Source organism: Nonomuraea sp. bgisy101 (genome assembly GCF_057708945.1).
Genome location: NZ_JBYITD010000003.1, coordinates 414,264 through 433,071 on the forward strand (window position 1 = coordinate 414,264; position 18,808 = coordinate 433,071).

An 18,808-nucleotide genomic window follows, 5' to 3' on the forward strand; every position below is an offset into this window, starting at 1 on the left:
CCATGAAAAGCCTCGCTTGTGCTGATGCCTTCATACAACCAGGCTGGGAACGTGACAAACATGAACGTGACACTGTCCGCCACCCTGGCGGCCAACGAAGACATCGAGCGAAGACGGCGCGCCGGGGAACGCGTGCTGCACCTGGCCTTCGGTGAGGCAGGTCTGCCCGTGCACCCGGCGCTGCGGCACAAGCTGGTCGCCGCCTCGGACCGCAACGGCTACGGGCCGGTCGCGGGGGCTGCGGAGCTACGCGAAGCGGCGGCGGGTTACTGGACTCGACGGGGGCTCATCACCGAACCCGACCGCGTCGTCTGCGGTCCCGGCAGCAAGCCCCTGCTGTACGGCCTGCTGCTCGCCATCGGCGGCGACATCGTGCTGCCGATGCCGAGCTGGGTCAGCTACGCCGCGCAGGCCGACCTCGTCGGCTCGCGGCCGATCCTGGTCCCGTCGCCCCCCGGCGAGGGAGGGGCGCCCGACCCCGATCGCGTCGTCTCCGCCGTTCTGCACGCCAGGGCGCAGGGCAGGACGGTCCGCTCCGTGCTTGTCACGCTTCCCGACAACCCCACGGGAAGGCTCGCCTCGCCGCGGACCATCGGCCGCCTGGTAGAGGTCGCGCGCGAACTCGACCTCGTGATCATCTCCGACGAGATCTACCGCGACCTCGTCCACGACGTCACGACCCCGTTCCTGTCGCCGGCCGACCTGGCGCCCGAACGCACCGTCATCACCACCGGGCTGAGCAAGAGCCTGGCGCTCGGCGGCTGGCGCATCGGCGTCGCGAGGCTCCCCGAGGGCGCACGCGGCCTGCTCGACAAGGTGCTCGCGATCGCCAGCGAGATCTGGTCGGCGCCCGCCGCCCCCGTTCAGCAGGCGGCCACCTACGCCTTCAGCGAGCCGGCCGAGCTGGTCGAGCGCGTGGCGCAGAGCAGGCGGCTGCACGGCGTGGTCGTGAACGCGGTCCACGCCGTGTTCGTCGAGGCCGGAGCCAGCGTCCCCGCCCCGCAGGGCGGTTTCTACCTCTACCCCGACTTCGGCTATCTGGGGGTCGGCGGCTCGGCAGAAGTCGCCAAGCTGCTGATCGAGGATCACGGCATCGGCGTCCTGCCGGGGCACGCCTTCGGCGACGATCTGTCGGCCGCCAGGGTGCGCGTGGCCACCAGCCTCATGTACGGCGAGAGCCAGGAGGAGCGCATGGCCGCGCTGACCTCCCCCGATCCTCTTTCACTGCCGTGGATCGCGGCCAACATGGAGCATCTTTCGAGGGGTTTGCACGACCTGTCGGCCCAGCGCAAAACGGCAGGGAGAACCCCACGCCGCGCCCTGGTCGCAACGCCCGCGCACAGCTAGGCATCGGTTTGGCAAACTTTGCCCCTCAGGGCCCGCGCAGAGCCCCACGATCACCCCTCTGACCTGGGAAAACGCGGTCATTGCAGAAACCTGCAAAAGATAGCGCGTGAGTCCTGGTATCTCCGGCGGCGCGCAAGCCCCATCATGTGCTCATGCCCGCTTTTGTCACCCTGTCCGGGCGCGTCGTGCGCCTGGAACCTCTCAGCCTCGCGGCGGTCGATGACCTCGTCGCCGCGGCGAGTGAAGACCGCTCCACGTATGCCTTCACTCGTGTTCCCGATGGGCGGGAAGAGATGGTCTCCTATGTGGAGGCCGCTATGGCTGAGCAGGCGGAAGGCCGGACGATGCCTTTCGCCATCCGGTGGCTTCACACCGACCGCGTGGTCGGTGCCACCCGTCTCATGCACCTGGAGTATTGGCAGGGCCCCATGCCCTGGCCTCCGGGCACGCGTGGCGCGGTGGGCGAGATCCCTTCCGTGGCCGACATCGGCTACACCTGGCTCTCCGCTTCGGCGCAGGGCACAGGTGTGAACAGGGAGAGCAAGTTCCTGATGCTCTCCCTGGCCTTCGACACCTGGGGCGTCCACCGCATCACCCTCAAAGCAGACGTACGTAATACGCGATCCCGGGCCGCCATCGAGGCTCTCGGCGCGCACCTGGACGGTGTGCGACGGGCAGACAGCCGAGGCGCCGACGATACGGTCCGAGATACCGCGTACTACTCGATCCTGGGCTCGGAATGGCCGATGGTTCGAGAACGGATGGCTCAGAGACTCGGTCTCGTCGAAGCCGCCTAAGCACGTTCCTACGAAAAATCCGGACACGAAGGCCCTGCCCGCAATGTCGGGCAGGGCCTGGTGTTCTTATCGACCGGAAAGGCATGGCCGCCCCCGTTGAACTGGGCCATGCCCTTGTGAGGTTCAGCATCCCGCGACACGCTTAACGCCGGATCAAAGCGCAATCAATGAAACAGCCACCTCTGGGCAACTAGTATTTGGTAGCAAAATGTCCCATTGCGTTGGAGACTGAGAGCATGGCTGGTGAGGGGCTGCGGTTCGCCGTGCTCGGTCCCGTCCGCGCGTGGCGCGATGGTGACGAACTCGATCTGGGAACACCGCTTCAGCGTTCGATCCTCGCGATGCTCCTCCTCAGGGAAGGCCGCGCGATCACGCCCACCGAGATGATCGACGCGGTGTGGGGCGAGGAGGCCCCGCCGAGAGCGCTCGGCGCGCTGCGCACCTACGTCTCCCGCCTGCGCACGGTGCTGGAGCCCGACCGCTCGCCCCGCTCGCGCCCCGAACTGCTCACCTCGGTCGGCAAGGGCTACGCCCTTCGCACCGCCTCCCTCGACCTGAGCCTCTTCGAGCGAGGCGCGCAGGAGGCCGAGACGCTGCGCAAGAAGGGCGACATCGGCCAGGCCGCCGAGAGTCTGCGCGCCGCGCTGGCGCTGTGGGAGGGCGAGCCCCTGGCCGGAGCCGTCGGCCCCTACGCCGAGCACCAGCGCGACCGGCTGGTCGAGCGGCGCATCACCGCCCTCGAACTGCTCATGGATCTCGACCTGGAGCTCGGCAGGCACGCCACGATCGTCTCCGAGCTGATCGCGCTCACCGCCGACCACCCGCTGCGCGAACGGCTACGCGCCCAGCTCATGCTGGCCTACTACCGATGCGGACGGCAGGGCGACGCGCTGGCCGTCTTCACCGACACCCGCGAGGCGCTCATCGAGGAGCTCGGCATCGAGCCGGGGCCCGAGCTGTCCGCGCTGCACCACAAGATCCTCGCCGCCGACCCCAGCCTGATGGCGCCGCCCAGCCCGGCCCCCGACCCCGTAGCCGACGGATCGCCGAGCGCGGCCGACGCGGCCGACGGCGCCGACGAGCACGAACTCCCCCGCCCCGCGCAGCTGCCCGCCGCCGTCAACGACTTCACCGGCCGCCGCCCGCTCGTCGCCAGGCTGCGCACGCTGCTGTCCGCGCAGACCGCGGCCGAGGGCGTGCCCGTCGCCGCCATCTGCGGTATAGGCGGTGTCGGCAAGACCGCGCTCGCCGTCCACGTCGCGCACACCTGCGACGACCTGTTCCCCGACGGGCAGCTCTACGCCGACCTGCGCGGCTTCACCGACGAGGCCATCGCTCCCGAGTCCGCGTTAGGAGCGTTCCTACGCGCGCTCGGCATACCCCCTGACGTCATTCCCGAGGGGCTGCCCGAGCGGGCCGCGCTCTACCGGTCGTTGCTGGCCGAGCGGCGCATCCTGGTGCTGCTGGACAACGCGCGCGACACCCGCCAGGTCAGCGAGCTGCTGCCGGGCGCGCCCGGCTGCGCCGCGATCGTCACCAGCAGGGTGAAGCTGGCCGACCTGCCGTCGGCCAAGCTCATCGACCTCGACGTGATGGAGCCCGACGAGGCCCTGTCGCTGTTCACCGCCGTCGCGGGGGCCGAGCGGGTGGCCGCCGAGCGCGGCGCGGCGATGGACGTGGTGGCGGCGTGCGGGTTCCTGCCGCTGGCCGTACGGATCGTGGCGGCACGGCTGGCGGCGCGGCCCTCGTGGACCGTCGCCTCACTGGTGCCGCGGCTCGCCGACGAGCAGCGCCGGCTCGACGAGCTGCGGGTCGGGGACCTGGCCGTGGAGGCCACCTTCGCCCTCGGGTACGGCCAGCTCGACGCCGCCCAGGCGAGGGCGTTCAGGCTGCTGAGCCTGCCGAACGGCCCCGACATCTCCGTCGGGGCGGCGGCCGCCGTCCTGTCGTCGCCGACGCTGGAGACGGAGGACCTGCTGGAGTCGCTCGTGGACGCCAGCCTCCTGGAGGCGCCCGCGCCCGGGCGCTACCGCTTCCACGACCTGCTCAAGCTCTTCGCGCGGCGCATCCTCGACAAGACCGAGCGCCCGCAGGCCAGGACGCTGGCGCTGCGCAGGCTCCTCGGCTTCTACCTGGCCTCCGCGCAGTCGGCGCACCGGCTCGCCTACGAGGGCAGCATGATCCCCGACAACCTCGTCGTGGTGGGCAGCGGGCGCACGTTCGCCTCGGCCGACGACGCCGTCGCCTGGCTCATCTCCGAGGGGGACTCGCTGTTCGCGGTGATCGGCCAGGCGGCCGAATCGTGCCGCACGGCCGAGCAGCTGCTGCCCGCGGGTGACCTCCTCGTCGCCATGGAGCCGCTGCTGGAGTCGGGGACGCACGCCCGCGAGTTCGACCTGGCGACCGGGGCCGTGCTGGCCACCGCGCTGAAGATCGACGACGCGGCGAGCGAGCTGCGCGCCCGCTACGTCCTCGGCCGGGTGCTGTTCGGCGCCAACCGGCTGCCCGAGTCGGAGGAGCAGTTCAGGATCGTTCTCGAGCTGTCGACCGGCCGCAACGAGCGCGTCGTCATGGGCGAGGTGCTCAACGCCCTCGCCGTCGTCTCAGGACGCCTGCGCCGCCACCACGAGGCGCTCGGCTGGTTCGACTCGGCCACCACGTTCTACAGGGAGAACGGCGTGCCTGCCGGGGAGGCGCTGGTGCTCAGCTACTCCGCCCGCGACCATCTCGGCCTCGGCAACCCCGACGACGCCATCGTCGCGGCCGAGAAGGGTCTGGCCATCTTCACCGAGATCGGCAGCGGCGCGGGCACCGCCCGCGCGCGCTACCACCTCGGCATCGTGCTGTCCCGCGTCGGACGCCTCAACGAGGCCGTCCATCACCACGCCGAGTGCCTGGCCTACTTCAGGGCGAGCAAGCAGCGGGTGTGGGAACAGCGGGTGTGCGCCAGGCTGGCGGAGACGTTCATCGCCGCAGGGCGCTTCTCCGACGCGGTGCGTCACGCGGAGCAGGCCCTGGCGGTCAGCCGCGAGATCGGCCACCCGTACGGTGAGGGGCTCTCGCTCGCGGTCCTGGGCAAGGCGCTGCACGGCTTGGGCAACGTCCCCAGGAGCCTGGACTGTCTACGCGAGGCCTTCGACATCTTCACCAGGCTCGGTGCCCCCGAGGCCGGTGACCTCAAGACCATCCTCGCCGGTGCCGGCGTCGCCTCCGCCTCCGTCTCCGTCGTCGAGTCCTAAGTACAGCTCGTCGTCCAGACGTGTCATCCACACATGGTTGATCAAGGCTGGTCTCTTTTCGGGTGCGGTGTGTGTGGGCCCGACCGGCCGTCTGACCGTCACGCTTCGCTAGGGGGCCCGGTTATCCGGATGCTCCACGTGACAGCTAGCCGCCTCACGATGACGGCCGGTCGGGCGACACGCCCCGTTTCTTTCGAACCCCCCGGGGCGTGTCCACGCTCCGAGGGTGCGGGGTCACGCATGCAAACCAATCAACGCCGGATCAACCGGCCTGCCACCAGCGGCGAGCCTCGCCCCCCTACGGGATCCGCTCCAGGGGCATCGCGCGGGGCCCCTGCGGGGGCACGTGATCGGCTGTGGCCTGCCGGATGCCGGGCTCGCCCGGCATCGTGCTGCGCTCGGTGAGCATGGCGGGCCTCCTCGGCGACCGCGGGCGGCTGGACAGGCTCGGCCTCGGGTGACCGGCGGCTGACCCTGCCGCCTACAGGTGGAAGTAGCCCTCGGCGATCAGGGGGCGGAGGGCGTCGGCGAGCAGCTGCTCGCCGTCGCCCACCAGCTCGGCGATCACGTTGAGCAGCGGGCCGAGAGCCAGCTCGCCGTCGCACACGCCGGCCAGCGCCGCCTCCACCGTGCCGACGTCGGTGCTGCGGAGCAGGCCGCGGGTCTGGCGCAGCACGATCCGCGAAGGATCCTCGGCGCCCGGAGCGCCGATGCGCTCGTCGAGGAGGCCCTCGGCCACCCGCAGCCTCGCCGTGTCCAGGTCGTGGGTCCTGTGGGCGGCGGCGATCGAGTCGAGGACCTCCTCGACGTAGTCGCCGACGGGCAGGGAGACCTGGTGGGTCAGCCGCTCCACTCTGACGACGGGGTCGAGGGCGCCCGAGTTGCGCAGGGTGATCCAGCCGAAGCCGACTCCCTCCACCTTGTTGGCCTCGAACCACGACAGCCACTCGTCGTAGCGGCCGGCGTAGGCGGGGCTGCCCTGCACGGCCGCGTCGCGCAGCCACAGCTCGACGTACTCGGCCGGATCCTGCACGTCGCGTTCGACCACCCAGCCGTCGCAGCCGGTCTCGCCGACCCACCCGCCGACGCGGTCGCGCCAGTCCTCCCCCTCGACGTGCAACCAGTTGGCCAGGAACTGGGCGTGGCCGTCATGGGCGAGATGGCGGGGTGCCCGCATGACGAGGTCGCGGCAGAAGTCGTCGCCCTCGGCGCCGGTCTCCCTGTAGGTCAGCCTGCCGCCAGGAGAGATGACGAAGGGCGGGTTGGAGACCACGAGGTCGAACAGCTCGCCCTCCACGGGCTCGAACATCGAGCCGACGCGGGCGTCGACGTCGCCGACGCCGGACAGCCGCCAGCTCAGGCGGGCCAGCTCGACCGCGCGTGGGTTGAGGTCCGTGGCGACGATCTGGGAGGCGCGCTCGGCCAGATGCAGCACCTGGACGCCGCAGCCGGTGCCGAGGTCGAGCGCCCGCTCGACGGGCCTGCGGGTGACGAGCTGGGCGAGGTTGGCCGACGCGCCTCCGGCGCCGACGACGTGGTCGGGACGCAACGCGGGATCGCCAGGGCGCACCTTGCGGTCGGAGACGACGTAACCGTGCTCGTGCCACGGCTGGAGGTGGACGGTGGCGCGGGCGCTGTCGCCGTCGAACTCGACCAGGCCCGACTCCATCACCTCGAAGGGCAGCGCGGCCGCCTCGACGGGAACGCCGAGCCACCACAGGCGGATCATCGTGTCCAGCGGGTCGCCGCTCCTGGTCGCCCGCAGGGCCGGGACCAGCTCCTCCCTGGCGAGCGCCGAGGCCGCCATGTCGCCGAGCCGCTCGCGAACGCCGTCGATCGTGTAGCCGGTCTTCAGGAGATGGTCGCGCAGTCGTTCCACTCGCCCATCCTAGATCCGAAACTCACGGTAATCGTACAGTTACGTCTGCCATACTCCTTCTGCCCACCACTGCGCCAAGAGGAACGGAACCGATGCTGCTTCCCTGCCTCGCCTGTGAGTCCCGGTTCAAGCCAGAGGAGTACTTCAGCGCCTGCTCCGACTACGACCGCGGTCTCGACCGCGTCACTTGGACATGTCCCATCTGCGGGAACCGCGATGACCTGCGCGTCTTCACGGGGGAGCTCTGTTTCGGCGCGGCAGGGAAGGGCCGCTTCGACGTCCACGACCGGGTCCGCGTGCCAGGGTTACGTCGTCACCGGCACGAGGTGGCGCTCGACATCTCCCTCGACAGGCGCCACTGGCACGTTCCTATGCGATGATCCGCGCCCCGGCCGGCGTGCGGGCATGCGCGGGCTGCTCCCCGCGCACGAGCCTGACGATGTCCTCCACGATCGACTCCGCGCGTTCCTCGGCCGTCTCCCCCGTGGCCTGGCCGAGACGCGGCGTGAGCACCACGTTGGGCAGCCTGGTCAGCGGGTGCGAGCGGTCGATCCACTCGCCCTCGAAATGGTCGAGCCCCGCCCCGCCGAGCCGCCCCCAGCGCAACGCCTCGACCAGGGAGGTCAGGTCGTGGAGGGCGCCGCGCGAGGTGTTGAGGTAGATCGCGTCCTCCTTCATGCATCCCAGCTCGGCGTCGCCGATGAACCCCCGCGTCTCGGAGGTCAGCGGCACGTGCAGCGAGACCACGTCCGCCTCGGCGAGAAGGAGGGGCAGGGTGTGGGTGGCCTCGGAAACGTAGGGGTCGCAGGCGATCACCCGCATGCCGAGCCCCTGCGCCCGCCACTGCACGGCCTTGCCCACCCGGCCCAGCCCGACGATGCCGAACGTGCGGCCCGACAGCCTCGAGCCCCTGTACCGCTCGGCGGCGGGCACGCGCTTGCGGCTGCCCCGCCGTACCTCGCGGTCGGCGGCGACGATGTTCCTGCTGACCGCGAACAGCAGCGCCAGCGTGAGCTCGGCGACCGCGTCGGCGTCCTGGGCGCCGTCGTGGAGCACGGTGACCCCGCGCTCGGCGGCCAGGTCCAGGTCGATGGTGGTGAGGGCGCCGGTGCAGGCGACGACGTCCAGGGGAAGGTCGAGGACCGACGTGCGGACCTGGTCGTGGTCGGTGACGAGCACGCCGGCACCCGTCTCGATGAGCAGGTCGGCCAGCTGATCGTCGGAGAACCCGAGAGGCGGCCGGTCGGCCACCTCGACGACGTCGGCCACCTCACGGAGCCGCGCGAGGGCGTGCTCCGGCAAGCCGGTCAGTAGGAGCGCGCGCGGTCGTCTCACATTCGCGACAATAACACCACAGAGGGTGCCTGGATCATCGCTCCCCGTCGCTCTGCCGCAGGCTCTGCCAGGCGGCCTGCCCCAGCCCCTTGATCTCGTCGTCGGTGGGGGTGTGGGCGCCGGCGAACCACAGGCGGCACATCTCCTGGGCCGGCCCGAGCCACAGCACGTAGCACATGGTCGGAGCGACCGGCTGGAGCAGGCCGTTCTTCATGTGGGGCCGCCACCACTCGGCGACCTGGCGGAAGAAGGCGCGGCGCGACTCGGCGGCCTCGGGGCCGCCGGGTTCGTTCTTGCGTGGCGGGCGCTCGCTGACGAGGATCCTGGCCCGCTCGGGGTGCTCACCCGCCCAGCGCATGTGGAAGGCGACGACCGCCTCGATGCCCGCGCGGGCGTCGTCGTGGCTGACGAGTTCGGCGACGAACGCCTGCTGGTAGGCGTTGAGGATCTCCGCGTAGAGCACGCCGAAGACGTGTTCCTTGCTGGCGAAGTGGTGGTAGAAACTGCCGACGCTGACGCCGCTCTCCTCGCGCAGGCTGGCCAGCGTGGTGGCTGAGACCCCGTCCTGACTGAAGCGGCGAAGGGCGCCTTCGATGATGCGGGTACGGCCGTCGCGTCCGTTCTTGGCACCACTCGCGTGCGTCTTCATGACGTCAATGGTGGTCCAACAGAACCTTGTTCCGCAAATACCCCTGCCGACTGGATCATAGCGGTCACTTCGACGGAGCCGGAAGAGACCTTCATCGTGGCGTCCGGCCACATCCTCCTGATGATGCGCAGAACCCGCCTGTTGTCGCCCAGAACGTCCATGCCGACCGTGGTGGCGCCCCTGCTGAGCGCCCTGGCGAGCAACGCGCCGATCAGCCTCCTGCCCAGGCCGCGGCCCTGCCAAGCGTCGGTGACCACGATCGCGATCTCCACGTCGGCGACGCCGCCCCTGTAGCTCATCGCGTGGCCGATGATCTCGCCTTCGTGCTCGGCGACGATCGCGTCGCGCCGGCCGTCGACCGCCAGGAGCGTCCTGATCAGACCGGCCTTGGGCGAAGGGATCCCGCTGAAGAACCGCAGGGTCTGCGTGTGGAGCGACAGACCTGCCAGGAAACGCCTGATCCGCTCTTCGTCGTACGGCCCGGCGGGGCGGATCTGAGTTCCAATCATAGACTCAGCATTCCGTCCCCTGCTGAGTCTGTCAATTGGACTCAGGCATCTCTGGAAGTACTCTTCAGCTATGAACGTGCCTTTCCGGGTGGAGAACTGCTCGATCGAGCGGACCCTGGACGTCGTCGGGGAGAAGTGGACCTTCCTGGTGCTACGCGAGGCGTTCAGCGGTGTGCGGCGCTTCGCCGACATGCAGGCGATCACCGGCGCGCCGCGACAGGTGCTGAGCGCGCGACTGAACCGGCTGGTGGACGAGGGCCTGATGCGCAAGGAGCCCTACCGCGAGCCAGGCCAGCGCCAGCGCGACGAGTACCGCCTCACACAGAAGGGCCTGGACCTCTATCCGATCCTCGTCGCGCTGATGCACTGGGGCGACAGGTACATGGCCGACGAGGAGGGCCCGCCCGTCATGCTCACCCACCGCGGCTGCGGAGCCGCGCTCGAACAGCACTTCAGGTGCGCGGACGGGCACGAGGTGGCCGGTCCCCGCGAGGTCACGGCCGTGGAGGGGTCAGGCGCGAAGCTGAAGAGCGCCTAGGGTCCTGCGGAAGTCGAGCACCGAGGCGAGCGCCGTGCCGCCCAGCAGGACGGCGACCCCCGCGGTGCGGACCACCAGGAAGGTCGCCAGCGCCTCGTGGAGGAGCATCCACAGGGTGAAGGCGCCGTTGGCCAGCTGCGCGCACCCCCAGGCGAGCGACTGCCGGACGAAGAACCGCCGCATCAGCGGATGCAGCTCCACCTGCTCCGGCATCGGGACCAGGTCGACGGTCACCCGCTGCGCCATGGGCCTGCGCGCCCCGACGGTGCACAGGAAGGCCGCGCTCGCGCAGAAGACGCCCATCGTGGGGATGAGGAAGAACCACCTCGGATCGTCGAACGCCACCGCGAGCACGACCCGCACAGTGATCATCACCGCGGCCAGGAGCACCGACCCCGGCACCTCCGTCCGCCGCCACAACCGCCACGCGGCGCCGCCGTAGACCCACGCGACCGCCGCTGTGAGCCCTCCAGGGATCCCCGCGACGATCATACCCAGGTAGAAGGTGGCCACCGGCATGATCATGGCTTCGAGGACGCGTGGAGCTGCGTGGCGGAGGATCGCCGACATGCGCGGCATGACGACCGCGGGGGGCACGGCGAGGAGGGTCATGGAGAGGTGCAGCTCCTGGAGGGGGAAAGGCGACAAATCACGACCGTAGACGATGACCAGGCGACCTGTCCCGGGTTCGGTGCGGGACCGGTGCGGGCAGTGCCTAACCTAAAGACGTGTACCGGTTCCTCCTCACGCCCAGGTGGCTGGCGCTCCACGTCGTGGTGCTGCTGGTCATTCCCGCCTTCGTCTTCCTGGGTCAATGGCAGTTCGGGCGGTACGAGGAGCGCTCCTCCAACAGCGACGTCGTCACCAGGAACCTGGAGGCCAAGCCCGTCCCCATCGCCGAGCTCGTGCGCCCTGGCGAGTCCGTCGACGAGAGCACCCGCTACAGGACCGTCACCGTTCAGGGCTCCTACGACCCCGCCCATGCGCTCCTGGTCCGCAGGCGGACGCAGAACAGCAGCCTCGGCTTCTACGTCCTGACCCCGCTCGTCACGGGTCAGGGACAGGCGGTCCTCGTCAACAGGGGCTGGGTCAAGGCCGGCGCGACCGCCGACGCGCTGCCCGAGGTGCCGCCCGCCCCTTCGGGTCAGGTAACTGTCACCGGGAGGCTACGTCCCAGCGAGACCGAGGAGTCGAGCGGCATCAGGAACCGCGGCGCCCTCCCCTCCGGGCAGGTGCTGCTCATCGACAGCGACGCCATCGGGAAGGGCGTGCCGTACCGGCTGGTGGGCGGGTACGTGTCGCTGACCGAGCAGCGGCCGCAGACCTCGCCCGCGCCCGAGCCGGTGCCGCCGCCCGACGTCGGCGCGGGCGGCGGCCTCAACTTCGCGTACGGCGTGCAGTGGTGGCTGTTCATCGGCGTGGCCGTCGGCGGGTGGCTCCTGATGATCAGGCGCGAGGTGAAGGACAGGTCAGCCGAACAGCGCCATGACACCGAAGACGGCGAGGCCGCTGACGATGGCCAGCGCGATGGACGCCAGACATCCGCTGAGGCCGTCGAGCCGTGAGTCCAGGGGCGCCAACGGCTCGTCCAGCGCCATCCAGATCGGCTGCGGCTCCATGAGCAGGTACAGCGGCGCGCCGACGCCGCCGACGGCGAACAGCCAGAACCAGCCGAGGCGGGAGGCGTAGCGCGGCCTGGACCTCCCCAGCATCGCCAGAAGGGTGATGAACCAGGCAGCGGGCACCAGCAGGCCGTAGCGGGAGGGAACCTCCTCGAACCAGTGGGGCGGCCAGCGGTCCCCGTCCTCGCGGACGACCGTGACCCCGCGCACCTCGGCCGCGTCGAGCTCGGCGGCCCATTCGTCTGGATCCGCCGTGGCCAGCCGCCGCCATCCGGTGGGCGCCCGCGACCAGCTCAGCTCGTCCGAGTCCTTGACCAGCACCACGGTGTCACTCCGGCGCAGCGCGGCCCTCAGCTCCTCCTCCGTGCCGTCGGTGGCGCGGTCGCCCAGCGCCACCAGGATGCCGCCCCACAGCAGCGTGACCAGGAGCAGCACCCTGGCGACGAGGGCGGCGACCCGCCATGGCGTCCTGACCTCTAAGTGGTCCCCCATGTCTCCCAACGTAAGGTAAGGGCGTGACGCGTCACCTGGACTTCCTGCGGCTCCACAACTTTCGCGACATCGGTGGATATGTCGCTCGTGATGGACAGGTCGTGCGATGGAAACGCTTCTACCGCGCGGACTCGCTCGGTTGGCTAACGGGTGACGATCTCGACCGGTTCCACGCGCTCGCCGTACGCGCGGTGATCGACCTGCGCCACCCCGACGAGGTCGAGCGCTCGGGCCGCGTCCCCGACTCCGACGGGCTCGTCTACCACAACCTGCCCATCGAGGGCCGGCGGTGGGACGTCACCGCCTTCGACCCGGCCACGGGCGTCGGCAGGTTCCTCGCCGACCGCTACCTCGAGGTCAGCGAGGACGGCGTCGACCGGCTCAAGCTCGCCGTCGAGACCATCGCCGACGCCGGCAACTCCCCCGTCGTCGTGCACTGCGCGGCGGGCAAGGACCGCACCGGCGTCCTCACCGCGCTCGTCCTTTCCCTGATCGGCGTCGCTCAGGACGACATCGTCGCCGACTACGCGCTGACCGGCCTGGCCACCGAGCGCTTCGTCGCCGACTGGAGGACCAGGCACCCCGACGCCCCGATGTGGCCCGGTTTCGGCCAGGCACCCGCCGAGGCCATGCGGCTGTTCCTCCACGACCTCGCCGCGCGGCACGGCTCCGTCGAGGACTACTGCGCCGACGTGCTCGATGTCGATCAATCCATGATCGGACGACTGCGTGCCGTCCTGCTGGGTAGTGCGGCGGAGGGTTCGCCCACGGCACCCTCATCGGGTGAGCCCGCGCCCGGGATCACCGGCCCCTCCCAGTGATCCCGGGTGAGGGCCCGATACCAACCGGTGACCGGCCAGCTTGTTCGACGTGATGCGCACGTCGTACCGTTGCCTGCGTGACTACGCCGCTCCTTCCCGACCCCGAGCCGAGGCGGCGCGACTATGTGGTCATCTCCGCCGATGATCACCTGATCGAGCCTCCAGACCTGTTCGAGGACCGAGTCGCGGCGAAATATGCCGACTTGGCGCCCAAGGTGGTCGAAACCGAGGCTGGTCACCAGGTCTGGCGGTACGGCGGGGCCACCTACCCGTGCGCCGGGCTCGACGTCGGCGCCGGCCTGCCCCGCGAGCAGTGGACGCTCGACCCCGTCAGGTTCGAGGACATGCGGCCCGGCTGCTACGACATCGAGGCCCGCATCCAGGACATGGACGTCGCCGGCATCTGGGCGGCCCTCTGCTTCCCCGGCATGCTCGCCGGGCAGTCCGGCATGCCGTTCGCCAGGACCCGCGACCAGGAGCTCGGCCTCGCCCTGGTCAAGGCGTGGAACGACTGGCACATCGACGTCTGGGCGGGCACCTACCCCGAACGCGTCATCGGCCTGCAGCTGCCGTGGCTGCCCGACCCCGAGACGGCCGCCAAGGAGATCCGCGCCAACGCCGCCCGCGGCTTCAAGGCCGTCGTCTTCCCCGAGTTCCCGACCAGGCTGCGGCTGCCTTCGATCCACACCCGCCACTGGGACCCGTTCTTCGCCGCCTGCGAGGAGACCGGCACCGTCGTGTGCCTGCACACCGGCGCCTCCTCCTGGTCGCCCGTGCCCTCACCCGACACGCCCATCGAGGCGATCACCACGCTCATGCCCGCCAGCGCCATGTTCGCCTGCGCCGACTGGCTGTGGTCGGGCATTCCGCTGCGCTTCCCCAACCTGCGCATCCTCATCGTCGAAGGCGCCGTCGGCTGGCTTCCCATGCTCGCCGAACGCGCCGACTACGCCCTCGACCACCCGGTCGGCACCGAGGCGCTGTGGGAAGGCGGGCTGAAGCCGAGCGAGGTCCTGCGGCGCAACTTCTACTTCGGCACGCTCGACGACCACGCCCTCTCGGGAGTACGGCTGGCCGTCGGCCTCGACCACGTCCTGCTGGAGAGCGGGTACCCGCACTCCGACTCGACCTGGCCCGACACCCAGAAGGCGGTCGCCCGCAACCTGGGCACGCTGCCGCCGGCCGACATCGCCAGAGTCGCCTACGGCAACGCCGCCCGCCTCTTCGGCCACCCTCTGCCCTCGCGTGCCTGGCTGAGAATGGAACAGCTCTGACGGCAGGCGCTCCCACGCGCGAGCCGGCGCGGCCGCCCGTCGGGGACATCGCACTTGCGGGTCATCTCACTTGCGGGTCATCGCCTCGCGGGTCGGGGTCACGGCCCTGGGCGACAGGGGGTCAGCCCTACCCCGCAGGGGGTGCTCGCATGACTGTGCCGCGGCGATGATCGCGAGAGGGTTCTCGCATGAAGAAGATCTCCCTCGCCACGAGGTTGCTCGCCGCGGCCACCGCTGCCGCCGTCATCGCGGGCACGCTCGCGCTGCCCGCGGCGGCGGCCACCGCCAAGCCTTCCGTTCAGGCGAACCTCGACAGGCTGACCAGGGCGGACGGGTTCGTCGGCGCGGTGCTGCAGGTGCGGGACGCGAGGGGAAGGTCGCGGACGTACACCTCGGGCGCGGCGGCGCGGGGGACGGGCAGGCCGATGGTGGGCGGCGACGCCCGGATGCGCGCGGCCAGCATGACCAAGCCGGTGGTCGCCGCGGCGGTGCTCGACCAGGTGGCGCGGGGAAGGCTCGACCTCGACGAGAAGGTGGGGACCTACCTGCCGGGCCTGCTCGGCGGGCGCGAGGTGACCGTACGGCAGCTTCTGCAGCACACCAGCGGCCTGCCCGAGTACCTCGACACGATCGACTGGGCGAAGCCCGTCACGCCGCGCGAGCAGTTGCGGCCGGTCCTCGCCAAGGAGCCGCTCGGGAAGCCAGGCGAGAAGTGGGCCTACTCCAACACCAACTACCTCGTCGCGGGGATGCTCCTCGGCGACGATTTCAGGAAGGTCGTCGAGTCGCGGATCCTCCGCCCTTACGGCATGCGGCGGACCTACTGGCCGGCCGAGGGTGAGATGACGATCCGCGGCGAGCACGCCCGCAACTACGGCGTGAGCCCCGTCGACCCCGAGGGCGGCGTCGCCGACCTGCCGGGCCACGCCTTCGGAGCCGCGGGCGGCCTGGTCTCGACTCCCGCGGATCTCAACACGTTCTGGCAGCGGCTGCCGGCCTCGACGTTGAAGACGATGGCCGGCGGGACGGTTCCCGCCGGCGCGCCGTACGGACGGTACGGCCTGGGGGTCGCGAGGGTGACCACGAGCTGCGGCGGGACGGTCTGGATGCACGATGGCGGGCTGCCAGGGGTGAGCGTGCTCAGCGGGCGTGACGGCGCAGGACGGGCGGCCACCGTCTACGTCACGGGGGCCGCCGACACCCCTGCCGAGAACGCTCACCTGCTCGCGGCGTTCGACAGCGCGTTCTGCCGGCACTCCGGGGGCTGATGGAGCCGGCGGGCCCTGGGCGCTCGACGGCCGGCGTTTCCCGCTGACCGGCGAGATCCCACGCTCCGGACCTGAACACCGCCGAAGGAGTCCCACGGGCCCGGAGCCTCATCCGTGGGAGTGGGACATCGGCAGCACGCCGGGCCTTTGGCCGGGGCCGAGCACGACGAACTGACCCATCATGCCCTGGTCCTCGTGCCAGAGAACGTGGCAGTGATACATGTACGGCATGTCTGGATCGGTGTAGTCGGCGAAGCGCAGCGCGATCCGCGCCCTCGTCCCCGGCTTCACGTAGAAGGTGTCCTTCCAGCCGGTCGACTCCGGCCGTGGCGGACCGCCGTCGATCGACAGGATCAGAAACTGGACGTCGTGTACGTGGAAGTTGTGCGGCATCTGGTCGAGATTGGCGACCTCCCAGATCTCGGTGGTGTCCTTGGCGACCCCGACGTCGATGCGACCAGGATTCATGGCCAAGCCGTTGATCTTGAAGTCGGCCAGCTCGAACGTCCGCCGCGCGGCAGGCGAGGACACGTCGAGCCGCGGGCGTTCGGCCAGCGTGGCGGGCAGCGGCGGCGAGGGGTCGAGCTCCGAGGCGGCGCGCAGCTCAAGGATGTCCAGAATGTCGCCGCCACCGGCGAAGCGCTGGTCCCCGATGTTGATCCCCAGGTCGCTGCGGTAGCTGCGGAGCACCACCCGCTCGCCGGGACGCAGGCACACCACGATCTCGGCGCGCTCCCCCGGCGACAGCTGGACGCGGTGCGTGTCGATCGGCGCGGCCAGCAGCCCGCCGTCCGTGCCCACGAGCGCGAACGACCGGTCGTCGGCCATCCCGAAGTTGTAGAACCGGGAGTTGGAGGCGTTGAGCAGGCGCAGCCGCACCCGTTTGGACCGCACGTCGAGGTAGGGCGCGACCGTTCCGTTGACGGTGATGAGGTCGCCCAGGACGCCGATCCCGCCGATCGTGGGGATCTCCTCGTTGAGCTGGTTGTCGTCGTTGAGTCGCTTGTCCTGGACGATGACGGGGATGTCGTCGACGCCGTAGCGGCGCGGCAGGGCGAGCGCTTCGAGTTCGTCGATGATGAACATCCCGGCGAGCCCATGGTGGACGTGGCGGGAGGTCCTGCCGTGCGGGTGCGGGTGGTACCAGAGCGTGGCGGCCTGCTGCCTGATCGTCCAGGTCGGCGACCACGTCGTCCCTGGGGCGATGATCTGGTGCGGGCCGCCGTCCATCACTGCGGGCACGTGCATGCCGTGCCAGTGAAGGGTCGTCTCCTCTGGCAGGTCGTTGCGCACGTTGACGAGCACGGTCTCGTCCCGCCGCGCGCGCAGCGTCGGCCCGAGGTAGGGGCCGTTGATCCCCCACGTCTCGGTCGGCGCCCCCGGCCTGAACTGCATGGTGCCCGCCGCCGCGCGCAGGTCGAAGACGCGGCGGCCCTGCCTGTCCCGGCGCGAGCGGGCGAGCGGCGGGATGGCCAGCCTGTTGGTGAACGCCGCCTGTTCCACCGTGTGGCGCGTGGCCCACATGCCGCCCACAGCTCCGGCTGCAGCGATCGCAGGCACCCCGGCGAATCCGTACATGAGCACTGATCTGCGTGAAACCATGGCCACCACTCTGGGCCCGACCTGGCGTTATGCCGGAGAATCACCCCCAATGACCCGGCCATGAGATGTTCATGATGCGATCACGAACGCCACACTGGTCGACTGCGCAGGCAGATGAGGAGGGCCCCGCTCTCCGTCCGGTCGGCGACCTCGTGTGAACCGGCGGGGGCGGGCATGCGCGCCCCCGCCCTTGGCCGATCAGCTCCCTGCCGGAGGCCGGGCTTCGGGGCCGCCGAGGTCGTTCCATGCCGGGTCGTCGACGATGACGCACGGCTTGACCGCGCCGGTGACGACTACTCCCTTGAACTGCCACAGCGGCCGGGGATTCTCGGGCCCTGAGGTCTGGTCCTCGTTCTCGGTGAACTCCATCACCAGGGTGGTGCCCTTGGCGACGTACCTGGGGTCGATGTCCACGCCCGCCTCACGTGGGCGGACGGCCTTGCCCGAGACCGACTTCGCGAAGTCCTTGAACGTGGGCCACTCGTCACCTCCGACGATCTCGCCCCTGCCCTCGGCGCACCGCTTGCCGGGCTTGACGTAGTCGACCTCGGCGTCGACGCCCATCGCCTGGAGATCCTTCTCCAGCTTGTCGGCCTCCCTGAACTCGTTGATCTTGACCCTGATCGTGCCGTCGGCGTTCCTCGTCACCGCGTACGCCCGGGTCTCCGATCCCGTCAGCAGGGGCAGGGCGATCGCCGCCGCCGCCGCGAGCCCGGCCACCGCCGCCCCCGCGACCAGGCGGCGCCCGTTCCTGCGACGTCGTTCCCCACGCGCGACGATCTCGGCTTTCAGTTCCATCAGCAGGTGCTCCTCGAACGTCATCCCGGTGTTCCTTCCATGACGAAGGGCGTCCCCCGCAGCGTTCGGCGCGCTCGGTGCAAGCGCACCTTGGCGGTCCCCGGGCGGATGCCGAGCGCGGCGGCCGCCTCCGTGACCGTCAGCTGGTCGATAACGACCAGTTCGAGTACGGCTCGCTCGCCTTCTGGCAGCACGGCCATGGCGGCGAAGGCCCGTCTGGCCGGGCCTTCCGCGTCGATCCGCTCTTCGAGCCTGGCGACGTCGTCGGTGTCCAGCGGCCTGCGCCCGCTCACGCGCTCCGTGAGCCGCGACTGCCTGAACAGCCGCCGCCGCTCCGCGGCGAGCGTGTTGCGCGCCACGCCGTACAGCCACGCGATCTCGCTGCCCAGCCCTGGCCGGTAGGTGTGGGCGGAGTCGAGAACCCCCATGAACACCTCGGCCACCAGGTCGGCGACCGTGTGCGGGTCGTCGACGCGGCGGGCGAGGAAGCGGGTGACCGCATCGACGTGCCGCCGGTAGAAGGCTTCGAAGGCCACGGGATCCGTGGCGATCTCCGCCTGTTTGCGACGCACCGGCCATGCTCCCTTCGTCGATCTACACCCCTGCTTGGTCAGATCCATCCAAAGGGTTACAAGGCG

Annotated in this window: 18 protein-coding genes; 9 read left to right on the plus strand and 9 right to left on the minus strand. The window is 70.4% G+C overall.

The window, feature by feature from the left end; all coding sequences use genetic code 11:
* The first annotated feature begins 60 nt into the window (after positions 1-60).
* From AC3EO4_RS08220 to AC3EO4_RS08230, 3 genes are all read left to right on the plus strand, one after another.
* A complete protein-coding gene (locus tag AC3EO4_RS08220; protein WP_379572927.1) occupies positions 61-1,347 on the plus strand; it encodes a pyridoxal phosphate-dependent aminotransferase in 1,287 nt (428 codons plus the stop codon).
* Positions 1,348-1,499: 152 nt separating this feature from the next.
* The gene (locus AC3EO4_RS08225) at positions 1,500-2,144 is read left to right on the plus strand and encodes a GNAT family N-acetyltransferase (RefSeq protein ID WP_379572926.1); all 645 of its coding nucleotides are present in this window, start codon (positions 1,500-1,502) and stop codon (positions 2,142-2,144) included.
* A 236-nt stretch (positions 2,145-2,380) separates the two neighbouring features.
* Positions 2,381-5,383 (plus strand): AfsR/SARP family transcriptional regulator, encoded by a 3,003-nt coding sequence (locus AC3EO4_RS08230; RefSeq protein WP_431894603.1) that lies wholly within the window; start codon positions 2,381-2,383, stop codon positions 5,381-5,383.
* Positions 5,384-5,864: 481 nt separating this feature from the next.
* Here the strand turns inward: AC3EO4_RS08230 and AC3EO4_RS08235 are convergent, their stop codons facing one another.
* Positions 5,865-7,262: a DUF7059 domain-containing protein gene (locus AC3EO4_RS08235; protein ID WP_379572924.1), complete on the minus strand. Its 1,398-nt coding sequence runs from the start codon at positions 7,260-7,262 to the stop codon at positions 5,865-5,867.
* Positions 7,263-7,354: 92 nt separating this feature from the next.
* Between AC3EO4_RS08235 and AC3EO4_RS08240 the strand changes: the two genes are divergently transcribed.
* Entirely contained in the window at positions 7,355-7,642 is a 288-nt protein-coding gene (locus AC3EO4_RS08240; protein WP_379572923.1) for a hypothetical protein, read from the plus strand.
* On the opposite strand, the gene AC3EO4_RS08245 is transcribed toward AC3EO4_RS08240, so the two are convergent.
* From AC3EO4_RS08245 to AC3EO4_RS08255, 3 genes are read right to left on the minus strand one after another with little or no spacing between them, the layout of a single operon-like run.
* Entirely contained in the window at positions 7,632-8,597 is a 966-nt protein-coding gene (locus tag AC3EO4_RS08245) for an NAD(P)-dependent oxidoreductase (protein WP_431894604.1), read from the minus strand. The two genes, AC3EO4_RS08240 and AC3EO4_RS08245, sit on opposite strands and share 11 nt — an antisense overlap.
* Positions 8,598-8,631: 34 nt before the next feature.
* Positions 8,632-9,246 (minus strand): TetR/AcrR family transcriptional regulator, encoded by a 615-nt coding sequence (locus AC3EO4_RS08250; protein WP_379572921.1) that lies wholly within the window; start codon positions 9,244-9,246, stop codon positions 8,632-8,634.
* Positions 9,243-9,755, minus strand: a complete 513-nt coding sequence (locus tag AC3EO4_RS08255) for a GNAT family N-acetyltransferase (protein ID WP_379572920.1) — start codon at positions 9,753-9,755, stop codon at positions 9,243-9,245. The genes AC3EO4_RS08250 and AC3EO4_RS08255 overlap by 4 nt, the downstream gene beginning before the upstream one ends.
* 70 nt (positions 9,756-9,825) lie before the next feature.
* Here AC3EO4_RS08255 and AC3EO4_RS08260 point away from each other — a divergent pair, with 70 nt between their 5' ends.
* Entirely contained in the window at positions 9,826-10,293 is a 468-nt protein-coding gene (locus tag AC3EO4_RS08260; protein WP_379572919.1) for a winged helix-turn-helix transcriptional regulator, read from the plus strand.
* Here AC3EO4_RS08260 and AC3EO4_RS08265 read toward each other — a convergent pair.
* Positions 10,267-10,941 (minus strand): VC0807 family protein, encoded by a 675-nt coding sequence (locus AC3EO4_RS08265; protein WP_379572918.1) that lies wholly within the window; start codon positions 10,939-10,941, stop codon positions 10,267-10,269. The two genes, AC3EO4_RS08260 and AC3EO4_RS08265, sit on opposite strands and share 27 nt — an antisense overlap.
* Positions 10,942-11,021: 80 nt before the next feature.
* Here AC3EO4_RS08265 and AC3EO4_RS08270 point away from each other — a divergent pair, with 80 nt between their 5' ends.
* Positions 11,022-11,858: an SURF1 family cytochrome oxidase biogenesis protein gene (locus tag AC3EO4_RS08270; protein ID WP_431894607.1), complete on the plus strand. Its 837-nt coding sequence runs from the start codon at positions 11,022-11,024 to the stop codon at positions 11,856-11,858.
* Here the strand turns inward: AC3EO4_RS08270 and AC3EO4_RS08275 are convergent.
* Positions 11,763-12,407, minus strand: coding sequence for a hypothetical protein (locus AC3EO4_RS08275; RefSeq protein ID WP_431894610.1), 645 nt, complete (start codon positions 12,405-12,407; stop codon positions 11,763-11,765). The two genes, AC3EO4_RS08270 and AC3EO4_RS08275, sit on opposite strands and share 96 nt — an antisense overlap.
* Positions 12,408-12,430: 23 nt before the next feature.
* Between AC3EO4_RS08275 and AC3EO4_RS08280 the strand changes: the two genes are divergently transcribed.
* From AC3EO4_RS08280 to AC3EO4_RS08290, 3 genes are all read left to right on the plus strand, one after another.
* A complete protein-coding gene (locus AC3EO4_RS08280) occupies positions 12,431-13,228 on the plus strand; it encodes a tyrosine-protein phosphatase (RefSeq protein ID WP_431894612.1) in 798 nt (265 codons plus the stop codon).
* Between the two features lie 77 nt (positions 13,229-13,305).
* The gene (locus AC3EO4_RS08285; protein ID WP_379572914.1) at positions 13,306-14,502 is read left to right on the plus strand and encodes an amidohydrolase family protein; all 1,197 of its coding nucleotides are present in this window, start codon (positions 13,306-13,308) and stop codon (positions 14,500-14,502) included.
* 188 nt (positions 14,503-14,690) lie between these two features.
* Positions 14,691-15,770 carry a serine hydrolase domain-containing protein gene (locus AC3EO4_RS08290; RefSeq protein WP_431894614.1) on the plus strand — a complete coding sequence of 360 codons (1,080 nt, stop codon included), beginning with the start codon at positions 14,691-14,693 and terminating at the stop codon, positions 15,768-15,770.
* 108 nt (positions 15,771-15,878) lie between these two features.
* Here the strand turns inward: AC3EO4_RS08290 and AC3EO4_RS08295 are convergent, their stop codons facing one another.
* The 3 genes from AC3EO4_RS08295 to AC3EO4_RS08305 form a co-directional block, all read right to left on the minus strand.
* A complete protein-coding gene (locus tag AC3EO4_RS08295) occupies positions 15,879-17,372 on the minus strand; it encodes a multicopper oxidase family protein (protein ID WP_431894616.1) in 1,494 nt (497 codons plus the stop codon).
* 198 nt (positions 17,373-17,570) lie between these two features.
* Complete coding sequence (locus tag AC3EO4_RS08300; protein WP_379572911.1) at positions 17,571-18,194, minus strand: hypothetical protein; 624 nt, start codon at positions 18,192-18,194, stop codon at positions 17,571-17,573.
* Entirely contained in the window at positions 18,191-18,742 is a 552-nt protein-coding gene (locus tag AC3EO4_RS08305; protein ID WP_431894618.1) for an RNA polymerase sigma factor, read from the minus strand. The genes AC3EO4_RS08300 and AC3EO4_RS08305 overlap by 4 nt, the downstream gene beginning before the upstream one ends.
* Positions 18,743-18,808 lie beyond the last annotated feature (66 nt).

Coding starts and splice junctions, on each gene's coding strand:
- AC3EO4_RS08220 (WP_379572927.1), top strand. CDS start 61: ATGAACGTGACACTGTCCGCCACCCTGGCGGCCAACGAAGACATCGAG.
- AC3EO4_RS08225 (WP_379572926.1), top strand. CDS start 1,500: ATGCCCGCTTTTGTCACCCTGTCCGGGCGCGTCGTGCGCCTGGAACCT.
- AC3EO4_RS08230 (WP_431894603.1), top strand. CDS start 2,381: ATGGCTGGTGAGGGGCTGCGGTTCGCCGTGCTCGGTCCCGTCCGCGCG.
- AC3EO4_RS08240 (WP_379572923.1), top strand. CDS start 7,355: ATGCTGCTTCCCTGCCTCGCCTGTGAGTCCCGGTTCAAGCCAGAGGAG.
- AC3EO4_RS08250 (WP_379572921.1), bottom strand. CDS start 9,246: ATGAAGACGCACGCGAGTGGTGCCAAGAACGGACGCGACGGCCGTACC.
- AC3EO4_RS08255 (WP_379572920.1), bottom strand. CDS start 9,755: ATGATTGGAACTCAGATCCGCCCCGCCGGGCCGTACGACGAAGAGCGG.
- AC3EO4_RS08260 (WP_379572919.1), top strand. CDS start 9,826: ATGAACGTGCCTTTCCGGGTGGAGAACTGCTCGATCGAGCGGACCCTG.
- AC3EO4_RS08275 (WP_431894610.1), bottom strand. CDS start 12,407: ATGGGGGACCACTTAGAGGTCAGGACGCCATGGCGGGTCGCCGCCCTC.
- AC3EO4_RS08290 (WP_431894614.1), top strand. CDS start 14,691: ATGAAGAAGATCTCCCTCGCCACGAGGTTGCTCGCCGCGGCCACCGCT.
- AC3EO4_RS08295 (WP_431894616.1), bottom strand. CDS start 17,372: ATGGTTTCACGCAGATCAGTGCTCATGTACGGATTCGCCGGGGTGCCT.
- AC3EO4_RS08300 (WP_379572911.1), bottom strand. CDS start 18,194: ATGACGTTCGAGGAGCACCTGCTGATGGAACTGAAAGCCGAGATCGTC.